Below are 21,976 nucleotides of genomic sequence, written 5' to 3'. Positions count from 1 at the left end.
TCACGCGCTCCCGCGAATCACGAGCCGATGCGGCAGCAGCACGCCGGGCACGTTCGCCAATGGATTCGCGAGCCGTTGCAGCAGGAGGCGCGCGGCGGTTTCGCCGAGTTCGCGCATGGGTTGCGCGATGGTGGTGAGCGGCGGATCGATTTGCGCGGCGAGCGAAATGTCGTCGAAGCCGACCACCGCGATGTCGTCGGGCACGCGCTTGCCGACGCTGCGCAAGCCGTGGATCACGCCGATCGCCAGGGTATCGGAGACCGCGAAGATCGCGCTCGGCGCTTGCGGCTGCTGGACCAGGGTGGCCGCCGCCGACGCGCCCGCTTGGTAGTCGAGGCTGTTCAGATTCATGCGCCAGCGTTCGTCCGGAACGATGCCGGCTTCGGTCAACGCGTCGAGATAGCCTTGCTGACGCTGCCGTGCGTACAGGTAGTCCACGTCGGAATTGATCAGCCCGATGCGCCGATGGCCGCGCGCGAGCAGATGCCGCACGGCGTCGCCGGCCGCGCGGTAGTTGTCGATGCCCACGTAGGGCACGCCCACCGACGGATCGAACTCGCAGCACGCGACCCACGGCAGCGCGCTGGACGCCTCGCCGAGCGCCTGCTGGATCGTCGCCGGGTCGAGGCAGATCGCGCCGTCCGCGCGGCGGCGTTGCAACAGGTCGAAGTAGCTGCGCTCGCGGCCCGGATCGGCACCGGTGTCGCAGAGCAGCATGAAGTAGCCGTGCTGACGCGCGACGCTGTCGATGCCGCGCACGATCTCGGCGTAAAACGGATTGCCGAAGTCGGGCACCATCGTCAGCAGCAGGCGGCTTTCGGCGGTGCGCAGATTGCGCGCGAGTTCGTTGACGCGGTAGCCGCTGGCGTCGATCGCCGCCAGCACCTTGTCGCGGGTCGCGGGCCGCACGTTCTCGTGGCCGTTCAGCACGCGCGAGACCGTCGCCACCGATACGCCCGCCTGCTCGGCGACGCCGGCAATCGAGACCCCTTCGGCCGCGCGCGGCGAACGCACGCTGGACGCGGAGGTGGAATCCGTCCTGGACGACGACTTGGACAAGTTGAATGCCCTCGAAAATGTAATCGATTACATTTTTGGACGATTCAAGCCGGAATCGCAAGCACCGATCGCTAGGGATTAACACGGAGGCGAGCGGACCGGGCCACGGTCCGCCTCGCGCTGCGGCCGAGCAGCGCACTGCCCGCGGGCGCCGGCCGGGCGTCGCCATTTTGGTACAATCCGGCGGTTACCCTGCCGTGGCTTACGTGCCCGCCGTACCTTGGCACCGCGAGACCCCGGTCGGAGGCAAAACCGCCAAACCCGCCAAATCAAACCGCCGAATCCATCATGAACATCGAGCAAGCGCGTTTCAACATGATCGAACAGCAGATCCGCCCCTGGGAAGTGCTCGACCAGGACGTGCTGAATCTGCTTTCGATCGTCAAGCGTGAAAATTTCGTCCCCACCGTCTACCGCGATCTGGCCTTCGTCGACTTCGAAGTGCCGCTGCCGGCCGGCCAGCACATGCTGGCGCCGCGCATCGAGGCGCGCGTGCTGCAGGAACTGGCGGTGAAGAAACACGAAAGCGTGCTCGAAATCGGCGCCGGCTCCGGCTACATGGCGGCGCTCCTCGCGCATCGCGCGCAGCACGTGCTGACGGTCGACATCGAACCGGAACTGGCCGAACTGGCCAGGAACAACCTGATCGCCAACGGCGTGCTGAACGCGGAAGTCGCCACCGGCGACGCCTCGCGCGGCTGGGCCGACGCCGCGCCGTACGACGTGATCTGCGTGTCGGGCGGCCTGCCGGTGCTGCCGCAGGACGTCCTCGAACAACTCAAGGTCGGCGGCCGGCTCGCGGCGTTCGTCGGCACCGCGCCGGTCATGAAGGCGCAGATCATCACGCGTATCGACGAGAAGCAGTACCGCATCGCCGACGTGTTCGAAACCTATGTCGAGCCGCTCGTCAACGCCGTGCAGCCGCCGCGTTTCAAGTTCTGATCGGTTCCGATCGGTTCGCCCGCTTGCGTGTTTTTCCGGACGGCCGGCTCGCCGCCGTCACCTGAACTGGATGTCCCGCTGATGCAAAACCTGACCGCTCCCGCGCTCGCCGAATGGCTCGCCGATCCGTCGCGTCCCGCGCCCGTGCTGCTCGACGTGCGCGAGCCGTGGGAAATCCAGACGGCGTCGATCGCCGGCGCCGTGTCGATTCCGATGCGCGAGATTCCCGCGCGCAGCGAGGAACTCGACGACGACGCGCAAATCGTCTGCGTCTGCCATCACGGCGCGCGCAGCGCCCAGGTCGCGATGTTCCTCGAATCGCGCGGCCATGCCAACGTCTTCAATCTGCAAGGCGGGATCGACGCGTGGTCGCGTCAGGTCGATCCGGCCGTCCCCACTTACTGATCGAACGGCCTTGACGATGCGCCGGCGGGTGGCGGTCCTCCTGGCCGCCGTGGCGCTCGCGTGCGCGCTGCCCGCGCTTCCCGCGCGAGCCGTGGGTCTTGCCCAGCTCTACGACGAAGCGCTCGCCAACGACGCGCAACTGCAAAGCGCGCGCGCCGCGCTCGCCGCCAACAGCGAGGAACTGCCCCTCGCCCGCGCCAAACTGCTGCCGCAACTGTCCGCGTCGCTCAACGCGAGCCGTCAGAACACCGATTTCGGCGGCGGCTTTCCCGCTTCCTACGGCAACAGCCACGGCTATGTGCTGTCGCTCACGCAGCCGCTGATTCATGTGGATAGCTGGTACGGCTACGCGCAAGGCAAGCTCGCGGTCGATGCGGCGCAGGCGTCGTTCGCGCAGGCGCGCCAGGACCTGATCGTGCGTCTCGGCGAGGCTTACTTCAACGCGCTCGCCGCGCAGGACAGCGTCGCGATCGCGCGTTCGCAGAAGGCGTCGATCGCGCAGCAGCTCGAACAGGCCAAACGTTCATTCGAGGTGGGCAACACCACCATCACCGACACCAACGAAGCGCAAGCCAAATACGACCAGGCGATCTCGCAGGAGATCGCCGCGCAGAACGATCTCGCGGTGAAGCTGGCCGCGCTGCAGCAGATCGTCGGGCATCCGGTCGAGCATGTCGACGGGCTCGCCGCCGGTACGCCGCTGCCGCCGCCCATGCCCGCCGACATCAACCAGTGGGTCGATGCCGCGACCGACGCCAACTATCAGGTCGTGTCGAAGCAGATCGCGCTGGACAGCGCGCAGCGCGAAACTTCCAAGGCCAGGTCCGGCCATCTGCCGACCGTCGATCTGGTGGCGAGCCGCTCGCGCAGCAGTCTCGGCTCGGCGGGCGCGGGCAACTTCGGCGGTTTCGGCAGCGGCGCGAATGCGCCCGCGGCCGGCACGCCGCCGCTCGCCACCGGCTTCGGCGGCCTGGGCTCGTACACGAGCAGCGCGATCGGCGTGCAGGTCACAATCCCGCTCTTTGCCGGCGGCGCGACGCAAAGCCGCGTGCGTCAGACGCTCGCGCTCGAGGACCAGGCGTCCGCCGATCTCGACACCGCGCGGCGCAACGCGGCGCTCTCGGCGCGGCAAGCGTTTCTCGGCGTGGTGAGCGGACTCGCGCAGGTGCGCGCGCTGCAAACCGCCGAGCAATCGGCGCGCACGTCGCTCGAATCGAACCTGCTCGGCTATCAGGTCGGCGTGCGGATCAATATCGACGTGCTCAACGCGCAGGATCAGCTATTTTCCGCGCGCCGCGATCTGGCGAAAGCGCGCTACGACACGCTGATCAACAGCCTCAAGCTGAAGGCCGCGACGGCGAGTCTCACCGATCAGGACGTGCTGCGGTTGAGCGCGCTGCTCTCGCCGGTCGACGACGGTTCGCTGACCGCGTTGCCCCAGGCGCCGACGGTGCCGCATCCGGGCGCGGCGGCCAAAGGCGCGGCGGGCAAGTCGGGACGACACACCATGCCGAACGTGACGGCGCCGCGGTAGGTCTCTTTCTTCTTCACCGCTTCGTCTCTTTCCGCGTTGCACAGTGCACGGTTATTCGCGGCCCACTAGCCGCAGCCCGACCTTGCACGCTTCGCAACGTCGCGAACACTGCGTAGCCATTGCGCCGCTTCGCGCATCCACCCACGAAATTTCACCCGAATTACCGGCCAGCGCACAGGCACCATGCTCCGACCTTTTTTGCCGGAGCCGCGTAATGAGCGTTTTGAAGTTCGCAATACTGGCCGCAACGCTGTTGCCGCTCTACTCGTATGCAACGTTGGGCGGCGCGCCGAGCGCCGGCGCTTCCTCCCAGTCGGCGCCGCGCGCCATGCAGTCGGTCGCCGGCGCATCAGCGGCCGGGGCCGCGCGCGCGGCGTCCTACACCCTGCGTCAGTCGATCGACGCCAACGGCGTGACGATCCGTGAATACGTGTTGCCTGGCAACGTCGTGTTCGCCGTCACGTGGGACGGGCCGATCCGCCCGGACATGACGGCGCTGCTCGGCAGCTACTTCCCCAACTACGTGAGCGCGGGTCACAGCCGCGCGCGCGGCACGGGGCCGCTCATCGACGGCAACGACGATTTTCGTGTCGAGTCGGCCGGCCGCCTCGGGCGCTTCTTCGGCATGGCTTACCTGCCTCGCCTGATGCCCGCGGGCGTGCGTCCTGGCGATCTCCAATAAGCCCTCCGTCGAATCAGGAAAAACAAAATGAACACATTGAAAAAGACGCTGTGGGTCGCCACGGTCGCCGCCACCGTCATATTGACGGCCTGCGGCGGTGGTGGCGGCGACGGCCAGGGCAACAATTCCGTCAGTTGGAATGCAACCCCCGACTGGGTCGGCAACAGCCCCGGCAATTCGGGGAATTCGAACAACGACGGTAACTCGGCGGGCATCAAAACGGAGTCGGACAATACGGTGCCGATCCGCGTCGACAACTCGATGGGCAACCTCAACATGCTGTCGGCCTCGATCACCGTGTGCGTGCCGGGTCAACCGGGTCGGGGGCAATGCGTGACCGTCGACAACATGCTGGTCGACACCGGTTCGACCGGCGTGCGCATTGCGGCCAGCGCGCTTCAGTCGCTCAACCCGAAACTGCTCACGCAAATCGGCGCGCTCGACGATACGACGGGCGCATTCCCGATCGCCGAATGCATGCCGTTCGCCTCGGGCTTCACCTGGGGCTCGGTCAAGCGCGCCGACATCAAGATCGGCAGCAGGACGGCCAGCAACATTCCGGTCCAGGTGATGGGCGACGGCGCGTTCACCACGCCGTCCGACTGCATCGCGCACGGCGGAGCCGACTACAGCACCGCCCGAAGCCTCGGCGCCAATGGCATCCTGGGCATCGGGCACGGCGTCCACGATTCCAAGGACGCGTTGACCACCGCGATACCCGGCAACTACTACTACTGCCCGTCGGCGAACTCGTGCGTCAGCACCCGCGTGAAGGCCGAAAAGCAAGTGATGAACCCGGTTGCCGCGTTCAGCGCCGATTACAACGGCACGATCATCCGCTTGCCGGCAGTGCCCGCGAGCGGCCAGGCCTCCGTCACGGGTGAACTGATATTCGGCGTGGGCACGCAGGCCAACAATGCGCTGCCCGCCGACGCCAACATCTTCACGGTGGACACATACGGCTTCCTGACCACCCATTACCAGGGCACCGCGTTCAACTACAGCGCGATCGACAGCGGCACCAACGTGTACGCTTTCGCCGACAGCGCGATTCCCACGACCTCGGATTTCTACACGCCGGCGAGCGCGCTCGACCTGTCGGCAACGATCGAGGCCTCGGCCGGCTCCGGTGCGCCGCTTGCGGTCCCTTTCCAGATCGAGAACGCACTGAACCTGGGCGCAACCGGGAACGCCGCGTTCAACAACGTGGGGGCGTCCATGTCGTCCGGCCGCTGGTTCCTGTGGGGCTTGCCGTTCTTTTACGGCCGCAGCGTCTACACGGTGATTGGCGACAGCAAGATCGGCACGCTGACCGGTCCGTTCGTCGCGTTCTGATTACCGCATGAATCAGGGAGGCGCTGCTTCGTGGGCGCGCCTCCTACTCCGTCTCCCTCAACACCTCGCCCACCGTCGCAAAGATCTCCTCGATCTGCGCCTCCTCGATAATCAACGGCGGCGAGAACGCCAGAATATCCCCCGTATAACGCGTCAACACGCCCTTCTCGAAGCAGCGCACGAATACGTCGTAAGCACGCGCGCCGGGCGCGCCGTCACGCGGCGCCAACTCCACCCCGCCCACCAGGCCGAGATTGCGCACGTCGATCACATGCCGCTCGCCGCGCAGTGCGTGAATCGCGTTCTCGAAGACGGGCGCCATCCGCGCGGCCCGTTCGAACAACTGCTCGCGCTCGTATAGATCGATCGTCGCGCAAGCCGCGGCCGCGGCGATCGGGTGCCCGGAGTAGGTGTAGCCGTGAAAAAACTCGATGCCGCCCGGCGCGCCGTTCACGATCGAATCGTGAATCCGCGTGCTCGCGGCGACCGCGCCCATCGGCGCGGCGGCGTTGTTGGTGCCCTTGGCCATCGTCAGCAGATCGGGCGTGACGCCGAAGTACTGCGCGGCGAACGGCGCGCCGAGGCGTCCCCAGCCGGTGATCACCTCGTCGAAGATCAGCAGGATGCCGTGCCTGTCGCAAATCTCGCGCAGCCGCTGCAAATAGCCTTGCGGCGGAATCAGCACACCCGTCGAGCCGGCCACCGGTTCGACGATCACCGCCGCAATCGTCGAGGCATCGTGCAGCGTGACGAGCCGCTCGAGTTCGTCGGCGAGATGCGCGCCCCACGCCGGCTGTCCCTTCGAATACGCGGCCTCCTTGATGTTCAGCGTATGCGGCAAATGATCGACCGCGGGCAGCAGCGCGCCGGAAAACGCCTTGCGGTTCGGCGCGATGCCGCCCACCGAAATGCCGCCGAAGCCCACGCCGTGATAGCCGCGCTCGCGTCCGATGAAGCGCGTGCGCTGCCCTTCGCCACGCGAGCGGTGATAGGCCAGCGCGATCTTCAGCGCGGTATCGACCGCCTCCGAGCCGGAGTTGACGAAGAAAATGTGCTTGAGATCGTGAGGCGTGTGCCGGGCGATTTTCGTGGCGGCTTCGAAAGCCTTGGGATGGCCCATCTGGAAGGTGGGCGCGAAATCCATTTCGGCCGCCTGCGCCTGCACCGCGGCCACGATTTCGTCGCGGCAATGACCGGCGTTGACGCACCATAGCCCGGCCGTGCCGTCGAGAATGCGCCGGCCGTCGTGCGACGTGTAGTACATCCCCTTCGCGCTTGCCAGCAGACGCGGCGCGCTCTTGAACTGGCGGTTGGCCGTGAAGGGCATCCAGAAAGCGGACATATCCGGTGGATTGACGCCGGCGTGCTCGGTCATTTCATGTCTCCTGCAAAGCGCCTATGTCGATCGGAGTTCATGCTTCGGCATTCACGCCGGTCCACGCAGCGCGCTCCGGTGCCACGCAAAGCCTGCATGACTGGCCTTTCAGTGTAGGCAAACCGCGGCCCATGCACAAACGCGCGGCGGCCATGCACCGCCGACGCCCGCTGGCCGATGCGCACGCCTCGTCGCGGCGCGGCACGCACCCCAACGAAGCGCACGCCCCCTGCGTGCACCACAACGGCGCCGCAGCGCGCATAACTTACCTCGCTCGCAGCCGCGCCGCAGCGTGAACCGCACGCACTTCCAGTCGAACTTGCCGCATGGCATGTGCCTTGCAGTACAGGAGCGGCAAGTCATACGGGATAGGCAACGCTGACCGAAATCGACGCCCATAAACATTCATCATCAATGGCAAGGGGATACACATGAAACGTCGCAGTCTGTTGAAGTTCGGCTCCATGTCGGGCGCGCTGGCGCTTGCTGGTCAGGTTCCGTTTGCCCAGGCGCAGTCCGGCAGCGGTCCGATCAAGGTGGGGATTCTGCATTCCCTGTCGGGCACGATGGCGATCTCGGAGACCTCGCTGAAGGACACCGCGTTGATGACCATCGCGGAGATCAACAAGAGCGGCGGCGTGATGGGCCGCCAGTTGCAGCCGGTGGTGGTGGACCCGGCGTCGAACTGGCCGCTGTTCGCCGAAAAGGCGCGCCAACTGATCACGCAGGACAAGTGCGCGGTCGTGTTCGGCTGCTGGACCTCGGTGTCGCGCAAGTCGGTGCTGCCGGTGTTCGAGGAACTGAACGGCCTGCTGTTCTATCCGGTGCAGTACGAAGGCGAGGAAATGTCGCGCAACGTGTTCTACACGGGCGCCGCGCCCAATCAGCAGGCGATTCCCGCCACCGAATATCTGATGAGCGCGGAAGGCGGCGGCGCCAAGCGCTTTTTCCTGCTGGGCACCGACTATGTGTACCCCCGCACGACCAACAAGATCCTGCGCGCGTTCCTCAAGTCGAAGGGCGTGCAGGAGGCCGACATCCAGGAGGTCTACACGCCGTTCGGCCACAGCGACTATCAGACCATCGTCGCGAACATCAAGACCTTCTCGCAAGGCGGCAAGACCGCGGTGATCTCGACGGTGAACGGCGATTCGAACGTGCCGTTCTACAAGGAACTCGGCAACCAGGGGCTGAAGGCATCGGACGTGCCGGTCGTCGCGTTCTCGGTCGGCGAGGAAGAACTGCGCGGCATCGATACCAAGCCGCTGGTCGGCAATCTCGCGGCATGGAACTACTTCATGTCGGTGCGCAATCCGGCCAACGAGAAGTTCAAGAAGCAATGGGCCGCGTGGGTCAAGGAGAACAATCTGCCGGGCGGCACCAAGCGCGTGACGAACGACCCGATGGAAGCGACCTTCGTCGGCATTCATATGTGGAAGCAGGCCGTCGAGAAGGCCAAGAGCACGGACGTGGACAAGGTGCGCGTCGCGATGGTCGGCCAGCAGTTCGTCGCGCCGTCGGGCTTCACGCTGGAGATGGACGGCAATCACCATCTGCACAAGCCGGTGATGATCGGCGAAGTGCGCGCCGACGGCCAATTCAACGTGGTGTGGCGCACCAAGACCGCGATTCGCGCGCAGCCGTGGAGCCCGTTCATCGCCGGCAATTCGAGCAAGCCGGACGTGGTCAGCTCGATTCCGGCATTCCTGAAGCGCGCGCGCGTCGCCTGACCGCACGCCGGATCGTCACGCGGGCGCAGTCGGCCGGCGCGGCGATCCGGTGTGATCGACAGAGGGGCGCGCCCGTCGCGGCCGCGGCTCTCGCGCGCGATGCCGCGCCGCCCCGCTGGTTTATCTTCAAAGGCCATCATGGCGTTTTCATTTCCGACGTTTGTACGACCAGGCGCACGGCGCGCCATCGCCAGCGTGGCGCTCGCGCTCCTCGCGTTTCTCGCGGGCGCGCCGCTTGCCGCGTTCGCGCTCGTCCCGGCCGATGTCGCGCCGCTCGCCGCCGACGACTTCGATGCGAAGTCCGCCGCCATCGACAAGCTGATCGCCAACCACGACAAGGAATCGGTCGCGGTGCTCAAGGCGCTCTCCGAAGACAGCGCGCTCGCCACCGATGCCGGCGCCGTGCTGCTGCAAGACGGCGACACCGCGCGCGACGCGGTCACCGGCAAGACCGTCGCCGCCGGCGACGCGCAACCGGTCACGCTGAACAACCTGCTGCGCTCGAAAGTGGCCGGCGCGCTGTCCGGCCTGCAACTCGATTCGCCGGACAAGGCGACCCGTGAAGCCGCGATCGCCGCGCTGCTGCGCAACCCCGACCCGGCGATCAAGCCGCTGGTCGACGCGGCCCGCGCGAAGGAAACCGACCCCGCGCTGAAGAAGCGCCTCGACACGCTGTGGGCGATGACCGCCCTGCACGATGCCGATCCGGCGAGGCGTCTCGAAGCCGTGCAACTGGTCGCCGCCCGGCACGATCTCGACATGAACGAACTGCTGCGCCCGCTCGTCGCGAAGAAGCCGGACGGCAGCTTCAATGAAGCCGACGAGCGCATCCGCGCGGCCGCGCAAAGCGGCATCGACGAACTCGATGCGATCCAGCGCCGCAGCCAGATCGCCGGCACGCTGTTCGCCGGCTTGTCGCTCGGCAGCGTGCTGCTGCTCGCCGCACTCGGCCTCGCGATCACGTATGGCCTGATCGGCGTCATCAACATGGCGCACGGCGAATTCCTGATGATCGGCGCGTACGCCACTTACGTCGTGCAGAACCTGTTTCAGCGCTATGCGCCCGGCGCGTTCGACTGGTATCCGCTTCTCGCGGTGCCGGCCTCGTTCGCCGCGGCGGGGCTGGTGGGCATCGTGCTCGAACGGCTGGTGCTGAAGCATCTGTACGGCCGCCCCTTGGAGACTTTGTTGACCACCTTCGGCATCAGCCTGATCCTGATTCAGGCGACGCGCATGCTGTTCGGCGCGCAGAACGTGCAAGTGGTGAACCCGGCGTGGATGAGCGGCGGCGTGACCGTGCTGCCGAATCTGATCCTGCCGTACAACCGCCTCGCGATCCTGGCGTTCTCGCTGATCGTCGTCGGCATCGCGTGGACAGTGCTCACTAAAACGCGCCTCGGCCTCTTCGTGCGCGCCGTCACGCAGAACCGGCGCATGGCCGCGTGCGTCGGCGTGAAGACCGCGCGCGTCGATTCGTATGCGTTCGCGTTCGGCGCGGGCATCGCCGGTTTGGGCGGCTGCGCGCTGTCGCAGATCGGCAATGTCGGACCCGACCTCGGCCAGAGCTACATCATCGATTCGTTCATGGCCGTGGTGCTCGGCGGCGTCGGCCAACTCGCCGGCACGGTGATCGGCGGCTTCGGGCTCGGACTCGTCAGCAAGGCGATCGAACCGTTCTGGGGCGCGGTGCTCGCGAAAATCGCGGTGCTGGTGCTGATCGTGCTGTTCATCCAGAAGCGTCCGCAGGGCATGTTCGCCCTCAAGGGCCGTAGCGCGGAGGCATGATGACATCGGCTACTTCATCGCCCCACGTCGGCACGGCGGGCAGCCGTGCCGCGGCCGGACGCGGCGCCGATTCCGGCTTCGCGCTCGGCTTGCCGCCGCGTCCCGCGCTGTTGTCGCGCCGCGCGTGGCTCGCGCTGATCGCGCTCATCATCGTGTTCGGCCTCGGCGTGCCGTTCGCGACGCTGGTGGTGCCGGAGACGAGCCCGCTGCATCTGTCCGCCTACGCGATGACGATCACCGGCAAGTTCATGTGCTACGCAATCGCCGCGCTCGCGCTCGATCTCGTGTGGGGCTACTGCGGCATCCTGAGTCTCGGGCATGCGTTGTTCTTCGCGTTGGGCGGCTACGCGATCGGCATGTACCTGATGCGTTCGATCGGTCACGACGGCAAATACGGCAGCGACCTGCCCGACTTCATGGTGTTTCTCGACTGGCACCAACTGCCCTGGTACTGGCAAGGCACGCAGCATCTCGGCTACGCGCTGCTGCTGGTGGTGCTGGTGCCGGCGGTGGTCGCGTGGGTGTTCGGCTTCTTCACGTTCCGCTCGCGCGTGAAGGGCGTGTACCTGTCGATCATCACGCAGGCGATGACGTTTGCCGCGATGCTGCTGTTCTACCGCAACGAAACGGGTTTCGGCGGCAATAACGGCTTCACCGATTTCAAGCGCATCGGCGGATTTCCGATCACGCATGCGGGCACGCGCACGGCGCTGTTGCTGATCACGTTCGCGGTGCTGATTCTCGTGTTCATCGGCGCGCGGGCGATCGTCACGTCGAAGCTCGGCCGCGTGGTGACCGCGGTGCGCGACGGCGAAACGCGCTTGATGTTCCTCGGCTACAGCCCGCTCGCGTACAAGCTGTTCGTGTGGACCGTGTCCGCTGTCTTGTGCGGAATCGCCGGCGCGTTGTACGTGCCGCAGGTCGGCATCATCAATCCCGGCGAGATGTCGCCGGGCAACTCGATTGAAATGGCGATCTGGGTCGCCGTGGGCGGACGCGGCACGCTGATCGGGCCGATCGTCGGCGCGTTCGCGGTGAATGGCGCGAAGAGCTTTTTCACGGCGAACTTCCCTGAATACTGGCTGTTCTTTCTTGGTCTGATTTTCGTGCTGGTTCCGCTGTTCCTGCCGAACGGCATCATGGGGCTGATCGACATCGTGACGCGCAAGAGGAACCGTTCATGAACGAAAACCCGATGGTTCCCGACCTGGCATTACCGGAACAACCCGCTGAACATTCGTTGAGCGGCGTCGCGAGCATGGGGCACGCGGTGGTGCCGGGGCAGATCGACATCTCGCACGGCACGATTCTGTACCTCGAAGACGTGACCGTGAGTTTCGACGGTTTTCGCGCGTTGAATGCGCTGACGCTTTCCATCGACGCCGGGGAACTGCGTTGCGTCATCGGCCCGAATGGCGCGGGCAAGACCACGATGATGGATGTGATCACCGGCAAGACCGAGCCCGATTCGGGCAAGGTTTTTCTGGGGCAGTCGATCGATCTCACGCGCATGAATGAACCTTCGATTGCGCGTGCCGGGATTGGGCGCAAGTTTCAGAAGCCGACGGTGTTCGAGCAGCATCCCGTGTGGGAGAACCTCGAGTTGGCGATGAAGGCCGACAAGGGGTGGTGGTCGTCGTTACGGGCGCGGTTGGATCGCGAGGCGCAGGCGCGGATTGAAGAGACGCTTTTGTTGATCGGGCTCGAGAGTGAGGCGCGGCGACTGGCCGGCGAGTTGTCGCATGGGCAGAAGCAGCGGCTCGAGATTGGGATGTTGCTGATGCAGCAACCGGCGTTGTTGTTGCTCGATGAGCCTGCGGCTGGGATGACTGATGATGAGACCATGCAGTTGGCTGAATTGCTCAATCATTTGCGGGGGACTTGTTCGATGATGGTTGTCGAGCATGATATGGAGTTTGTCGCTGCTTTGGCCGGCGAGGCCGGGAAGGTTACTGTCATGGCCGAAGGGCGTGTTTTGGCGCATGGGAGTTTGGATGAGGTGAAGAGGGATGAGACTGTTATTGAGTCTTATCTTGGGAGGTGAGGGCTGATTTTTTTGTTCTCTGATTTTTTGTTCTCTGGTTTTTTTTGTTCTCTGATTTTTTGGCCTTTACTTGATTTGTTAGTGGTCTATTAGCGTTGCCCCTGTGCGGGGCGGCACCTACTTTTCTTTGCCGGCCGCAAAGAAAAGTAGGCAAAAGAAAGCGGCTCACACCGCTAATTTTTAAGTGGGTCCCCTGGCTTGGAGGGGATCGTGGTGCATCTGGAATCGGTGCCCTCGCGCACTCCGCGTTCGTGACAAGGCAGTCATACTTCCCGCCTCGCGCTCCGCGCTCGCCGGAAGGGTCCGCCAGCAAACCACCGGCTTCGTTTGTGCGCGTGGGGGCCGTCGGCTTCGCCTCGGCGTGGTGCTAAATGTGTGCGCAGAGCCAGGCACGAGTTGAATGGAAGTACCGCTTAGGCCAGAAGCGGCGCATAACTTGACGAAGTTTCGCTTAGCCCCAGAAGCAGCGCGTGGTTCGCTGAAGCACCACTTAGCCCCAGAAGCTGCACGTGATTTGATGAAGTACCGCTTAGCGCCAGAAGCAGCGCATGGTTCGATGAAGTACCACTTAACCCCAAGAGCGCCGCGGGGTTTGATGAAGTACCGCTTAGCGCCAGAAGCAGCGCGTGGTTCGATGAAGTACCGCATAACCCCAAGCGCGCCGCGGGGTTTGATGAAGCACCGCGACGGCGCGCGCAGCGTCGCCGGAAGAATGACTGCTGTGTCACGAACGCGGAGTGCGCGAGAACACGGATTCCAGATGCACCACGATCCCCTCCAAGCCAGGGGACCCACTTAAAAGTTAGCGGTGTGAGCCGCTTTCTTTTGCCTACTTTTCTTTGCGGCCGGCAAAGAAAAGTAGGTGCCGCCCCGCACAGGGGCAACGCTAATAGACCACTAAGAAAAGAAAAGACCACCCCAACAAAAGCCACAGCAAAAACCCCACCCCAACGGACGTTCAAAAAATGCTAGAAGTACAAAACCTAAACCAGTACTACGGCGGCAGCCACATCCTAAGAGACGTGAAGCTCACAGTGCCAGCCGGCAAACTAACAGTCCTATTGGGCCGCAACGGCGTAGGCAAGACAACCTTGCTGAGATGCCTGATGGGCGTAGTCCAAACCAAAAGCGGCTCGATCACCTGGCGTGACACGCCCATCACCAAACTCCCCACCTACTCGCGAGTAGAAAAAGGCCTGGCCTACGTCCCCCAAGGCCGCGACATCTTCCCGCGGCTAACGGTCGAGGAAAACCTGCTAGTGGGCGCCGCCAGCAAAAAAGCCCCAAGAAAAATCCCCGACCGCATCTACGAACTATTCCCCGTCCTGAAGGACATGCGCACCCGTCGCGGCGGCGATCTGTCGGGCGGTCAGCAACAACAACTCGCGATCGGCCGCGCGCTCATGAGCGATCCGCAACTGCTCATTCTCGACGAACCCACCGAAGGCATTCAGCCGTCGATCATTCAGGACATCGGCCGCACGCTGCGTCAACTGGTCGAGGAAATGGGCATGACGGTACTGCTCGTCGAACAGTATTACGACTTCGCGAAAGACATCGCGGACCGCTATTGGGTCATGAGCCGCGGTGAAATCATCGCGGGCGGCGAAGGCGCCAACATGGACGCGGACGGCGTGCGCACACTCATCGCCGTGTGACGGATATGAGCCAACCCGCGTGCTATTCTCGCCGCATGCCGGGGCAATGCGGCTCACTCGCATAGGCACGCTCCGCCTCACTCCGTCCACCGCAAGTCCATTCGCATGTCGCTTCACGAAAACCACATCACGCTCGCGAGCGCGCCAACCGACAAGCAAGCCGACACGCAAACCGGCACCCACGCCGGCGCCCATTCGCAATGGCGCGCGCGTCTCGAACTCGGCTTCGTCAAGCACGACCAACGCACCACGCTCAAGCATCGGCTGCACGATGGACCGCTGCGCGTGCAACGGCCGCTCTATCCCGAAGGCCATGCGATCTGTCATGCGGTGATCGTGCATCCGCCAGGCGGCATCGCGGGCGGCGATCAACTCGATATCGACGTGGCCGTCGGCGCCGGCGCGCATGCCGTCATCACCACGCCTGGCGCGACCAAGTGGTACAAGTCCAACGGACGCGCCGCGCAGCAAACCATCGCCGTGCGCGTCGGCGAGCACGCGAGGCTCGACTGGCTGCCGCAGAACAATATCGTTTTCGATCACGCGAACGCGATGCTCGATTTCTCGCTGACACTGAGCGAAGGCGCGACCGCCCTCGGCTGGGATGCGACGCAACTCGGGCGGCAAGCGGCCGGTGAGCGGTGGTCGGCGGGACGCTTGCAGGCGGTGTCGCGCATCGTGGGCGCGAATGGCGAACTGCTGTGGCTCGAACGCGCGAGCCTCACCGCCGACGATCCGCTGCGCGATGCCGCGCAAGGGCTGGCCGGCTTTCCGGCATATGGCGCGCTGTGGGCGGTCGGCGCCGCTTGCGACGATGCGCTCGCCGAAGCGCTCACCGCGCAACTACCGTTCGACGATACGCTGCGCGCGGCGGCCTCCTGCGTCACGCAAGGCGTGCTACTCGTGCGAGCGGTGTCGCGTTCCATGGAGACGCTGCAAAACGCGTTGACGAACTGCTGGCTTCAGCTCAGGCCGGTCGTGCATGGTGTCGATGCGGTGCCGCTAAGAATCTGGTCCACCTGATTCGCTTCATGGCTCGTGCCGCTGCATCGAGCCTTTCACCGCCGTAAGCACAGCAGCGCACCAAGCCGAGGCATCCGCGAGCCCCAATCCGGTGCGCGGCCGCGCCTTACGTCCAGCAAGCGCATGCTGCACCGGCATGGCACACACCTTGCGTTGAGAACCGTCACGATGCTGCCGCGTCCTGACGGCAGCCGACCGGCTTGCCGCCACCACCACCGCTCACATCACATGAACCGATCGACTCTTCGCCCCGCGCGTCGCGCCTGGCTCGCCGCACTGCTGCTCTCGCCCGTCCTCGCGCTCAATGCGCCCGCCGCTCACGCGGACACGCTCGACAACATCGCCAAGGCCGGCGTGCTGAAAGTCGCCGTGCCGGAAGACTATCCGCCGTTCGGTTCGGTCGGCGCGGACATGAAGCCGCAAGGCTACGACATCGAGACCGCCGCCCTGCTCGCGAAGTCGATGAACGTGAAGCTCGAACTGGTGCCCGTCAACAGCGCGAACCGCATTCCGTATCTGCAAACCGGCAAGGTCGATCTGGTGATCTCATCGCTCGGCAAGACGCCGGATCGCGAGAAGGTCATCGATTTCTCGACCGCCTACGCGCCGTACTACCAGGGCGTGTTCGGTCCCGCCGACGTCAAGGTCGCCGGCCCCGCCGATCTCACCGGCAAGACGGTCGGCGCGACGCGCGGCGCGCTCGAGGAAATCGGTCTCACGCAAATGGCGCCGAACGCCACGATCAAGCGCTTCGAGGACAACAACGCGACCATCGCCGCATTCCTGTCAGGCCAGGTGCAACTGATCGCCGCCGGCAATATCGTCGCCGCCGCGATTCTCGCGAAGAATCCGCCGCGCCGCCCGGAGCCGAAGTTCGTCATCAAGAATTCGCCTTGCTTCGTCGGCATGAACAAGAACGAAGCGCGCCTGCAGCAGAAAGTGAACGCCGCGCTCGCGCAAGCCAAGCAGGACGGCACGCTCAACACGATGTCGAAGAAGTGGTTCGGCGCGGCGCTGCCGACCGATCTGTAAGCGCGTCGTTAGCCAAACTTGATAGCGTGGCGGGCTTATCCGGCATTGCACTTGTCGTGGCCGCATCCCGTGCGTAGCATGCGATCGCGGCCATGACACGCAGCGCCTAACCTTGCCGCGGCCGGCCCCGCCCAGGCCCGGCGCAATCCAACGCACCCATTCGACGAAGCTGACTCGATGAAGCTGACACCCCGCGAGAAGGACAAGCTGCTGATCTTCACCGCCGCGCTGCTCGCCGAACGGCGCCGCGCACGCGGCCTCAAACTGAATTACCCGGAAGCGATCGCCTTCATCACCGCCGCGCTGATGGAAGCGGCCCGCGACGGCAAGACCGTCGCCGAGGTCATGCACTACGGCACCACGCTGCTCACGCGCGACGACGTGATGGAAGGCGTGCCGGAGATGATCCCCGACATCCAGGTCGAAGCCACCTTCCCCGACGGCACCAAGCTCGTCACCGTTCATCACCCGATCCCCTAACAGGCAGGCTCCATGATTCCCGGCGAACTCCTGATCGACGACGGCGAACACGAACTCAATGCGGGCCGCGCCACCGTCACCGTGGTGGTGTCGAATACCGGCGACCGGCCGGTGCAGATCGGCTCGCACTATCACTTCTACGAAGTGAACGCGGCGCTCGCCTTCGACCGCGAAACGGCGCGCGGCTTCCGCCTCAACATCGCGGCGGGCACCGCCGTGCGCTTCGAGCCGGGCCAGGAACGCACCGTCGAACTGGTCGAACTGGCGGGCGATCGCGTCGTCTACGGCTTCAACGGCAAGGTGATGGGCAAGCTGTGATGCGCCGCTTGCGCGCGCTTGCCCCGACCGCCCCGCTCATTTCCGGATCCACACCATGACCCTACGCATTGGCCGCCGCGCATACGCGGAAATGTTCGGCCCCACCACCGGCGACCGCGTGCGCCTCGCCGATACCGAACTGCTGATCGAAGTCGAGCGCGACTTCACCACCTACGGCGAAGAAGTGAAATTCGGCGGCGGCAAGGTGATTCGCGACGGCATGGGCCAGTCGCAACGCGTGCATGCCGACGTGGTCGACACCGTCGTGACGAACGCGGTGATTCTCGATCACTGGGGCATCGTCAAGGCCGACATCGGCATCAAGAACGGCCGCATTGCCGCGATCGGCAAGGCGGGCAACCCCGACATTCAGCCGAACGTGACGATTGCGATCGGCGCGGCCACCGAGGTGATCGCCGGCGAAGGCCTGATCGTCACGGCGGGCGGCATCGACACGCACATTCACTTCATCAGCCCGCAGCAGATCGAGGAAGCGCTCGCGAGCGGCATGACGACGATGCTCGGCGGCGGCACCGGCCCCGCGACCGGCACCAACGCGACGACCTGCACGCCGGGGCCGTGGCATCTCGAACGCATGCTGCAAGCGGCCGACGGCTATCCGATGAATCTCGGCTTTCTCGGCAAGGGCAATGTGAGCCAGCCGCAACCGGCCCTGGAGCAGATCGCGGCGGGCGCGATCGGTTTGAAGCTGCACGAGGACTGGGGCACGACGCCGGCCGCGATCGACAACTGCCTCTCTGTCGCCGACGACACCGACACGCAAGTCGCGATTCACACGGACACGCTGAACGAAGCCAGTTTTGTCGAAGCGACCGTGGCCGCGTTCAAGGGCCGCACGATTCACACGTATCACACGGAAGGCGCGGGCGGCGGCCACGCGCCGGACATCATCAAGGTGTGCGGCGAGGCGAACGTGCTGCCTTCGTCCACCAATCCGACGCGCCCGTACACCGTCAATACGCTCGAAGAGCATCTCGACATGCTGATGGTGTGCCACCACCTGGACCCCTCGATCGCGGAAGACATCGCCTTCGCCGAATCGCGGATTCGCCGCGAGACCATCGCCGCCGAGGACATCCTGCACGACCTCGGCGCACTGTCGATGCTCTCGTCCGATTCGCAGGCGATGGGCCGCGTGGGCGAAGTGATCATCCGCACGTGGCAGACCGCGCACAAGATGAAGGTGCAACGCGGCGCGCTGGCCGAGGACAACGCGCGCAACGACAACTTCCGCGCGAAACGTTACGTCGCGAAGTACACGATCAACCCGGCGATCACGCACGGCATCGCGCATGAAGTCGGTTCGATCGAGCCGGGCAAGTGGGCCGACCTGGTGTTCTGGGAGCCGGCGTTTTTCGGCATCAAGCCGTCGCTGATCCTGAAGGGCGGCATGATCGCGATGGCGCAAATGGGCGACCCGAACGCGTCGATTCCGACGCCGCAGCCGGTCCACTATCGCGAGATGTTCGCGACGCGCGGCGGCGCGCTCGGGCGCACGTCGTTGACCTTCGTCTCGCAGATGGCGGCCGATGCGGGCGTCGGCGAACGCTATGGCCTGAACAAGCGTATCGTTGCCGTGAAGAACTGCCGCAACATCTCGAAGGCGGACATGATTCACAACGCGTGGCGCCCCAGCATCAGCGTCGATCCGGAAACGTATCAGGTGATCGCCGACGGTCAGTTGCTGACCTGCGAACCGGCCACCGTGCTGCCGATGGCGCAACGCTATTTCCTGTTCTGACCATGCGCACCATCGACAAACTGATTGCCCCGCATCTGAAACTCGCGCCCGTGCTGGTGAAGCGCGCGCCGACCTTGACGCTCGCGTTCGACGAACGCCGCAAGAGCCGGCTCGCGGCAACGCTCGATAACGGCGAGGAAGTCGCGCTGCTGTTGCCGCGCGGCACGGTGTTGCGCGACGGCGATGTGCTCGTCGCCGACGACGGCGGTCTGGTGCGGGTGATCGCGGCGCCGGAAGCGGTGCTGTATGTTCGCGCGAAAGATGCATTGACACTGACGCGCGCCGCTTATCACCTCGGCAATCGTCATACGCCGGTGGAAGTCGGCGCGGACTACCTGAAGCTCGAATACGATCCGGTGCTGGCCGATATGCTCAAGCGCATCGGCGCGACCGTCGATCAGGTGTCGATGCCGTTTCAGCCGGAGTCGGGCGCGTATGGCGGCGGCCACAAGCACGGTCACGACGAGACGTTCGCTGAAGACTATGCGTTGGCGCAGCAGGTGTTCGGTGAGCATCATGGGCATGAGCATTCGCATGAGCACGACCCTGCGCACGACCCTGCGCACGACCACGGCGATCACGTCCACGACGAATCATGCGGCCACGGGCATCACCACCATCATGCGCATCGCTGAACTCACAGCGCTGCTGCATCTCGCGTCGCCGGCGCTGCCGATCGGCGCATTCAGCTACTCGCAGGGACTCGAAGCGGCGATCGAAGCGCAACTGATCACCGACGCGGACTCGGCCCGCGACTGGATCGCGAGCGGCCTGACCGACGTGCTCGCTCACGGCGAGCTGCCGTTTCTCGCGCATCAAATGGAACGCTGGCGCGCGCACGATGCAGCCGGCCTCGCGCAAGCCAACAGCGAATTCCTCGCGAGCCGCGAATCGGCGGAATTGAGGCGCGAAACCGGGCAAATGGGCTGGTCGCTGCGGCAACTGTGCGTCTCGCTCGAATGGGGCGATGCAGCGAGGCGCGACACGCTCGCCGCGATGACGCCGCTCGCGCAGCCCACGGCTTTCGCCTTCGCCGCCTACGCGCACGACACGGCCGTCGACGCCGCACTGGCCGCTTACGCTTTTAGCTGGGTGGAAAACCAGGCCGCCGCCGCGTTGAAGGCCGTGCCTTTGGGCCAACTCGCGGGCCAACGCATCATCGTCGCGCTGCGCGAGCCGATCGACGCCGCCGTCACGCGCGCCCTGGCGACGACGCCCGCCGACATCAACACCTTCGCGCCGCAGTTAGGCATTCTCTCGGCGCGTCACGAGTCGCAGTATTCGCGGCTCTTTCGCTCATAAGACGATCCATCATGAACGCACCTCATCATCCTGCCCACTCGTCCGCCCGCACGAAGAAACTGCCGCCGCTGCGCGTGGGCGTCGGCGGCCCGGTCGGCTCGGGCAAGACCACGCTGCTCGAAATGCTCTGCAAGGCGATGCGCGAACAGTACGACCTCGTCGCGATCACCAACGACATCTATACGAAAGAGGACCAGCGTCTGCTGACGGTGGCGGGCGCCTTGCCCGCCGAGCGGATCATGGGCGTCGAAACGGGCGGCTGCCCGCATACGGCGATTCGCGAGGACGCGTCGATCAACCTCGAAGCCGTCGATCGCATGCTGACGCGTTTTCCCGATGCCGACATCGTGTTCATCGAATCGGGCGGCGACAATCTCGCGGCGACCTTCAGCCCGGAACTGTCGGATCTGACGATCTATGTGATCGACGTGGCGGGCGGCGAGAAAATTCCGCGCAAGGGCGGCCCCGGCATCACGAAATCGGATCTGCTGGTGATCAACAAGACGGACCTCGCACCGATGGTCGGCGCGAACCTCGACGTGATGGCATCGGACGCGAAGAAGATGCGCGGCGAACGGCCCTTCGTGATGTGCAATCTGAAGGCGCTCGACGGGCTCGCGGAGGTGGTGAGGTTTATCGAGGCGAAGGGGTTGTTGAAGGTTTGAGGCGTTACTCGCCCGGATGACACTCGAGCAAGAACGCCATCATCTCCGTCGCGTCTTTCGACAGATAAAAGCGCACCATCTTTTCGTTGAAGTCACCGGCGCGCTGCGCCGGCACACTGATCGCGTCGATGCCGTTCGACATCAGCACGCCGTTCATCATGAAACGTGAGGTGCGCTTGTTGCCGTCGAAGAAAAACTGCTGCAACGCGCCGAACAGGAAGAAAGCGCAGCCGCGTTCGAACGCGTTGGGCACCTGATCGGTCAGCGCACGCGCGCCCGCGGCAAAAACGCGATTCAGTTCGGGGGCGCCCGGCAAGGTGGGCAACGGCGTGTGCCGCCCCGCCTCACCCAACGCAACGTCAGGTGTATAGCGCGTTTCCTCCCCTTCTCCTCGGAATACGCCCCACTCAAGCGCCTCGTTACGTGCAACGAGACGACGCAGGTCGCAAAACGTCGGCTTGTCGAGCGCGAACCGCCCCGTCTGCACAATGGCCAGCAGATGCTTCGAACTCTCCGCGAGGTTCAGGATCTGTTCGTGATCGGAGATTTTCCGGCCACCGACCGTGACGCCGTCGAGCAGCGTTTTTACCTCGGGAAACGTGAAGGGATTGCCTTCGAGCACACTCGCGTCCCACACGAATTCCGGCAGCATTCGATGAAAACGGAAGCACACCCGTTTGATCGAATGGGCGGGAATGTCTTGTGGAATCGCGGCGCGATCCCATTGAAAGCCGAGGTCGGTGAAGAGCGTCATCGCAGGCGGAAGAAGAAACAGTTCAAGTCTTAGGGCCACGCAGCGCGTGCCCCGATGTTCGCAGAATATATTATTTATCGACGCTCGAAAC

General features: G+C 64.8%; 21 protein-coding genes. 18 read left to right on the top strand and 3 right to left on the bottom strand.

What is annotated here, in order from left to right; all coding sequences use genetic code 11:
- On the bottom strand, positions 1-1,059 hold the full coding sequence (locus ACTJLC_RS25605; RefSeq protein ID WP_310136130.1) for a LacI family DNA-binding transcriptional regulator: 1,059 nt from the start codon (positions 1,057-1,059) through the stop codon (positions 1-3).
- 288 nt (positions 1,060-1,347) lie between these two features.
- On the opposite strand from ACTJLC_RS25605, the gene ACTJLC_RS25600 reads away from it, so the two are divergent.
- From ACTJLC_RS25600 to ACTJLC_RS25580, 5 genes are all read left to right on the top strand, one after another.
- A complete protein-coding gene (locus ACTJLC_RS25600) occupies positions 1,348-2,001 on the top strand; it encodes a protein-L-isoaspartate O-methyltransferase family protein (protein WP_310136128.1) in 654 nt (217 codons plus the stop codon).
- Between the two features lie 81 nt (positions 2,002-2,082).
- Positions 2,083-2,406 (top strand): rhodanese-like domain-containing protein, encoded by a 324-nt coding sequence (locus ACTJLC_RS25595; RefSeq protein ID WP_073431693.1) that lies wholly within the window; start codon positions 2,083-2,085, stop codon positions 2,404-2,406.
- Positions 2,407-2,422: 16 nt separating this feature from the next.
- The gene (locus tag ACTJLC_RS25590) at positions 2,423-3,940 is read left to right on the top strand and encodes a TolC family outer membrane protein (protein ID WP_374710342.1); all 1,518 of its coding nucleotides are present in this window, start codon (positions 2,423-2,425) and stop codon (positions 3,938-3,940) included.
- A gap of 214 nt (positions 3,941-4,154) precedes the next feature.
- Complete coding sequence (locus tag ACTJLC_RS25585; RefSeq protein WP_310136126.1) at positions 4,155-4,622, top strand: DUF2844 domain-containing protein; 468 nt, start codon at positions 4,155-4,157, stop codon at positions 4,620-4,622.
- A gap of 27 nt (positions 4,623-4,649) precedes the next feature.
- Complete coding sequence (locus ACTJLC_RS25580) at positions 4,650-5,957, top strand: DUF3443 domain-containing protein (protein WP_440845591.1); 1,308 nt, start codon at positions 4,650-4,652, stop codon at positions 5,955-5,957.
- Positions 5,958-6,000: 43 nt separating this feature from the next.
- On the opposite strand, the gene ACTJLC_RS25575 is transcribed toward ACTJLC_RS25580, so the two are convergent.
- Positions 6,001-7,332, bottom strand: coding sequence for an aspartate aminotransferase family protein (locus ACTJLC_RS25575; protein ID WP_440845589.1), 1,332 nt, complete (start codon positions 7,330-7,332; stop codon positions 6,001-6,003).
- A 431-nt stretch (positions 7,333-7,763) separates the two neighbouring features.
- Here ACTJLC_RS25575 and urtA point away from each other — a divergent pair, with 431 nt between their 5' ends.
- From urtA to ureG, 13 genes are all read left to right on the top strand, one after another.
- Positions 7,764-9,062, top strand: coding sequence for an urea ABC transporter substrate-binding protein (gene urtA, locus ACTJLC_RS25570; RefSeq protein ID WP_083085774.1), 1,299 nt, complete (start codon positions 7,764-7,766; stop codon positions 9,060-9,062).
- A 138-nt stretch (positions 9,063-9,200) separates the two neighbouring features.
- Positions 9,201-10,847, top strand: coding sequence for an urea ABC transporter permease subunit UrtB (urtB, locus tag ACTJLC_RS25565; protein WP_310130258.1), 1,647 nt, complete (start codon positions 9,201-9,203; stop codon positions 10,845-10,847).
- Positions 10,847-12,031 (top strand): urea ABC transporter permease subunit UrtC, encoded by a 1,185-nt coding sequence (gene urtC, locus ACTJLC_RS25560; RefSeq protein ID WP_440845586.1) that lies wholly within the window; start codon positions 10,847-10,849, stop codon positions 12,029-12,031. Before urtB ends, urtC begins: the two co-directional genes overlap by 1 nt.
- A complete protein-coding gene (urtD, locus tag ACTJLC_RS25555; RefSeq protein WP_310130260.1) occupies positions 12,028-12,891 on the top strand; it encodes an urea ABC transporter ATP-binding protein UrtD in 864 nt (287 codons plus the stop codon). Before urtC ends, urtD begins: the two co-directional genes overlap by 4 nt.
- Before the next feature lie 965 nt (positions 12,892-13,856).
- Positions 13,857-14,549 (top strand): urea ABC transporter ATP-binding subunit UrtE, encoded by a 693-nt coding sequence (urtE, locus tag ACTJLC_RS25550; RefSeq protein WP_083085771.1) that lies wholly within the window; start codon positions 13,857-13,859, stop codon positions 14,547-14,549.
- A 105-nt stretch (positions 14,550-14,654) separates the two neighbouring features.
- Positions 14,655-15,572, top strand: a complete 918-nt coding sequence (locus tag ACTJLC_RS25545; protein ID WP_073431683.1) for an urease accessory protein UreD — start codon at positions 14,655-14,657, stop codon at positions 15,570-15,572.
- 228 nt (positions 15,573-15,800) lie between these two features.
- Entirely contained in the window at positions 15,801-16,604 is an 804-nt protein-coding gene (locus ACTJLC_RS25540; protein ID WP_073431682.1) for a transporter substrate-binding domain-containing protein, read from the top strand.
- A gap of 177 nt (positions 16,605-16,781) precedes the next feature.
- Positions 16,782-17,084, top strand: a complete 303-nt coding sequence (ureA, locus tag ACTJLC_RS25535) for an urease subunit gamma (protein WP_011487082.1) — start codon at positions 16,782-16,784, stop codon at positions 17,082-17,084.
- Between the two features lie 12 nt (positions 17,085-17,096).
- Complete coding sequence (locus ACTJLC_RS25530) at positions 17,097-17,402, top strand: urease subunit beta (protein WP_073431681.1); 306 nt, start codon at positions 17,097-17,099, stop codon at positions 17,400-17,402.
- A 55-nt stretch (positions 17,403-17,457) separates the two neighbouring features.
- Positions 17,458-19,164 carry an urease subunit alpha gene (gene ureC / locus ACTJLC_RS25525; protein ID WP_440845582.1) on the top strand — a complete coding sequence of 569 codons (1,707 nt, stop codon included), beginning with the start codon at positions 17,458-17,460 and terminating at the stop codon, positions 19,162-19,164.
- A gap of 2 nt (positions 19,165-19,166) precedes the next feature.
- Positions 19,167-19,799 carry an urease accessory protein UreE gene (gene ureE, locus ACTJLC_RS25520; RefSeq protein ID WP_073431679.1) on the top strand — a complete coding sequence of 211 codons (633 nt, stop codon included), beginning with the start codon at positions 19,167-19,169 and terminating at the stop codon, positions 19,797-19,799.
- Entirely contained in the window at positions 19,786-20,466 is a 681-nt protein-coding gene (locus tag ACTJLC_RS25515) for an urease accessory protein UreF (RefSeq protein ID WP_073431678.1), read from the top strand. Before ureE ends, ACTJLC_RS25515 begins: the two co-directional genes overlap by 14 nt.
- An 11-nt stretch (positions 20,467-20,477) precedes the next feature.
- Positions 20,478-21,131: an urease accessory protein UreG gene (gene ureG, locus ACTJLC_RS25510; protein WP_073431677.1), complete on the top strand. Its 654-nt coding sequence runs from the start codon at positions 20,478-20,480 to the stop codon at positions 21,129-21,131.
- Positions 21,132-21,135: 4 nt separating this feature from the next.
- Here ureG and ACTJLC_RS25505 read toward each other — a convergent pair whose 3' ends face one another.
- Positions 21,136-21,924 (bottom strand): Fic family protein, encoded by a 789-nt coding sequence (locus ACTJLC_RS25505; RefSeq protein WP_235004973.1) that lies wholly within the window; start codon positions 21,922-21,924, stop codon positions 21,136-21,138.
- Between the last annotated feature and the right edge of the window lie 52 nt (positions 21,925-21,976).

Source organism: Paraburkholderia sp. 22099 (assembly GCF_052045835.1).
Taxonomy (GTDB): domain Bacteria; phylum Pseudomonadota; class Gammaproteobacteria; order Burkholderiales; family Burkholderiaceae; genus Paraburkholderia; species Paraburkholderia terricola.
This window is presented reverse-complemented; position numbering and strand designations above follow the sequence as displayed.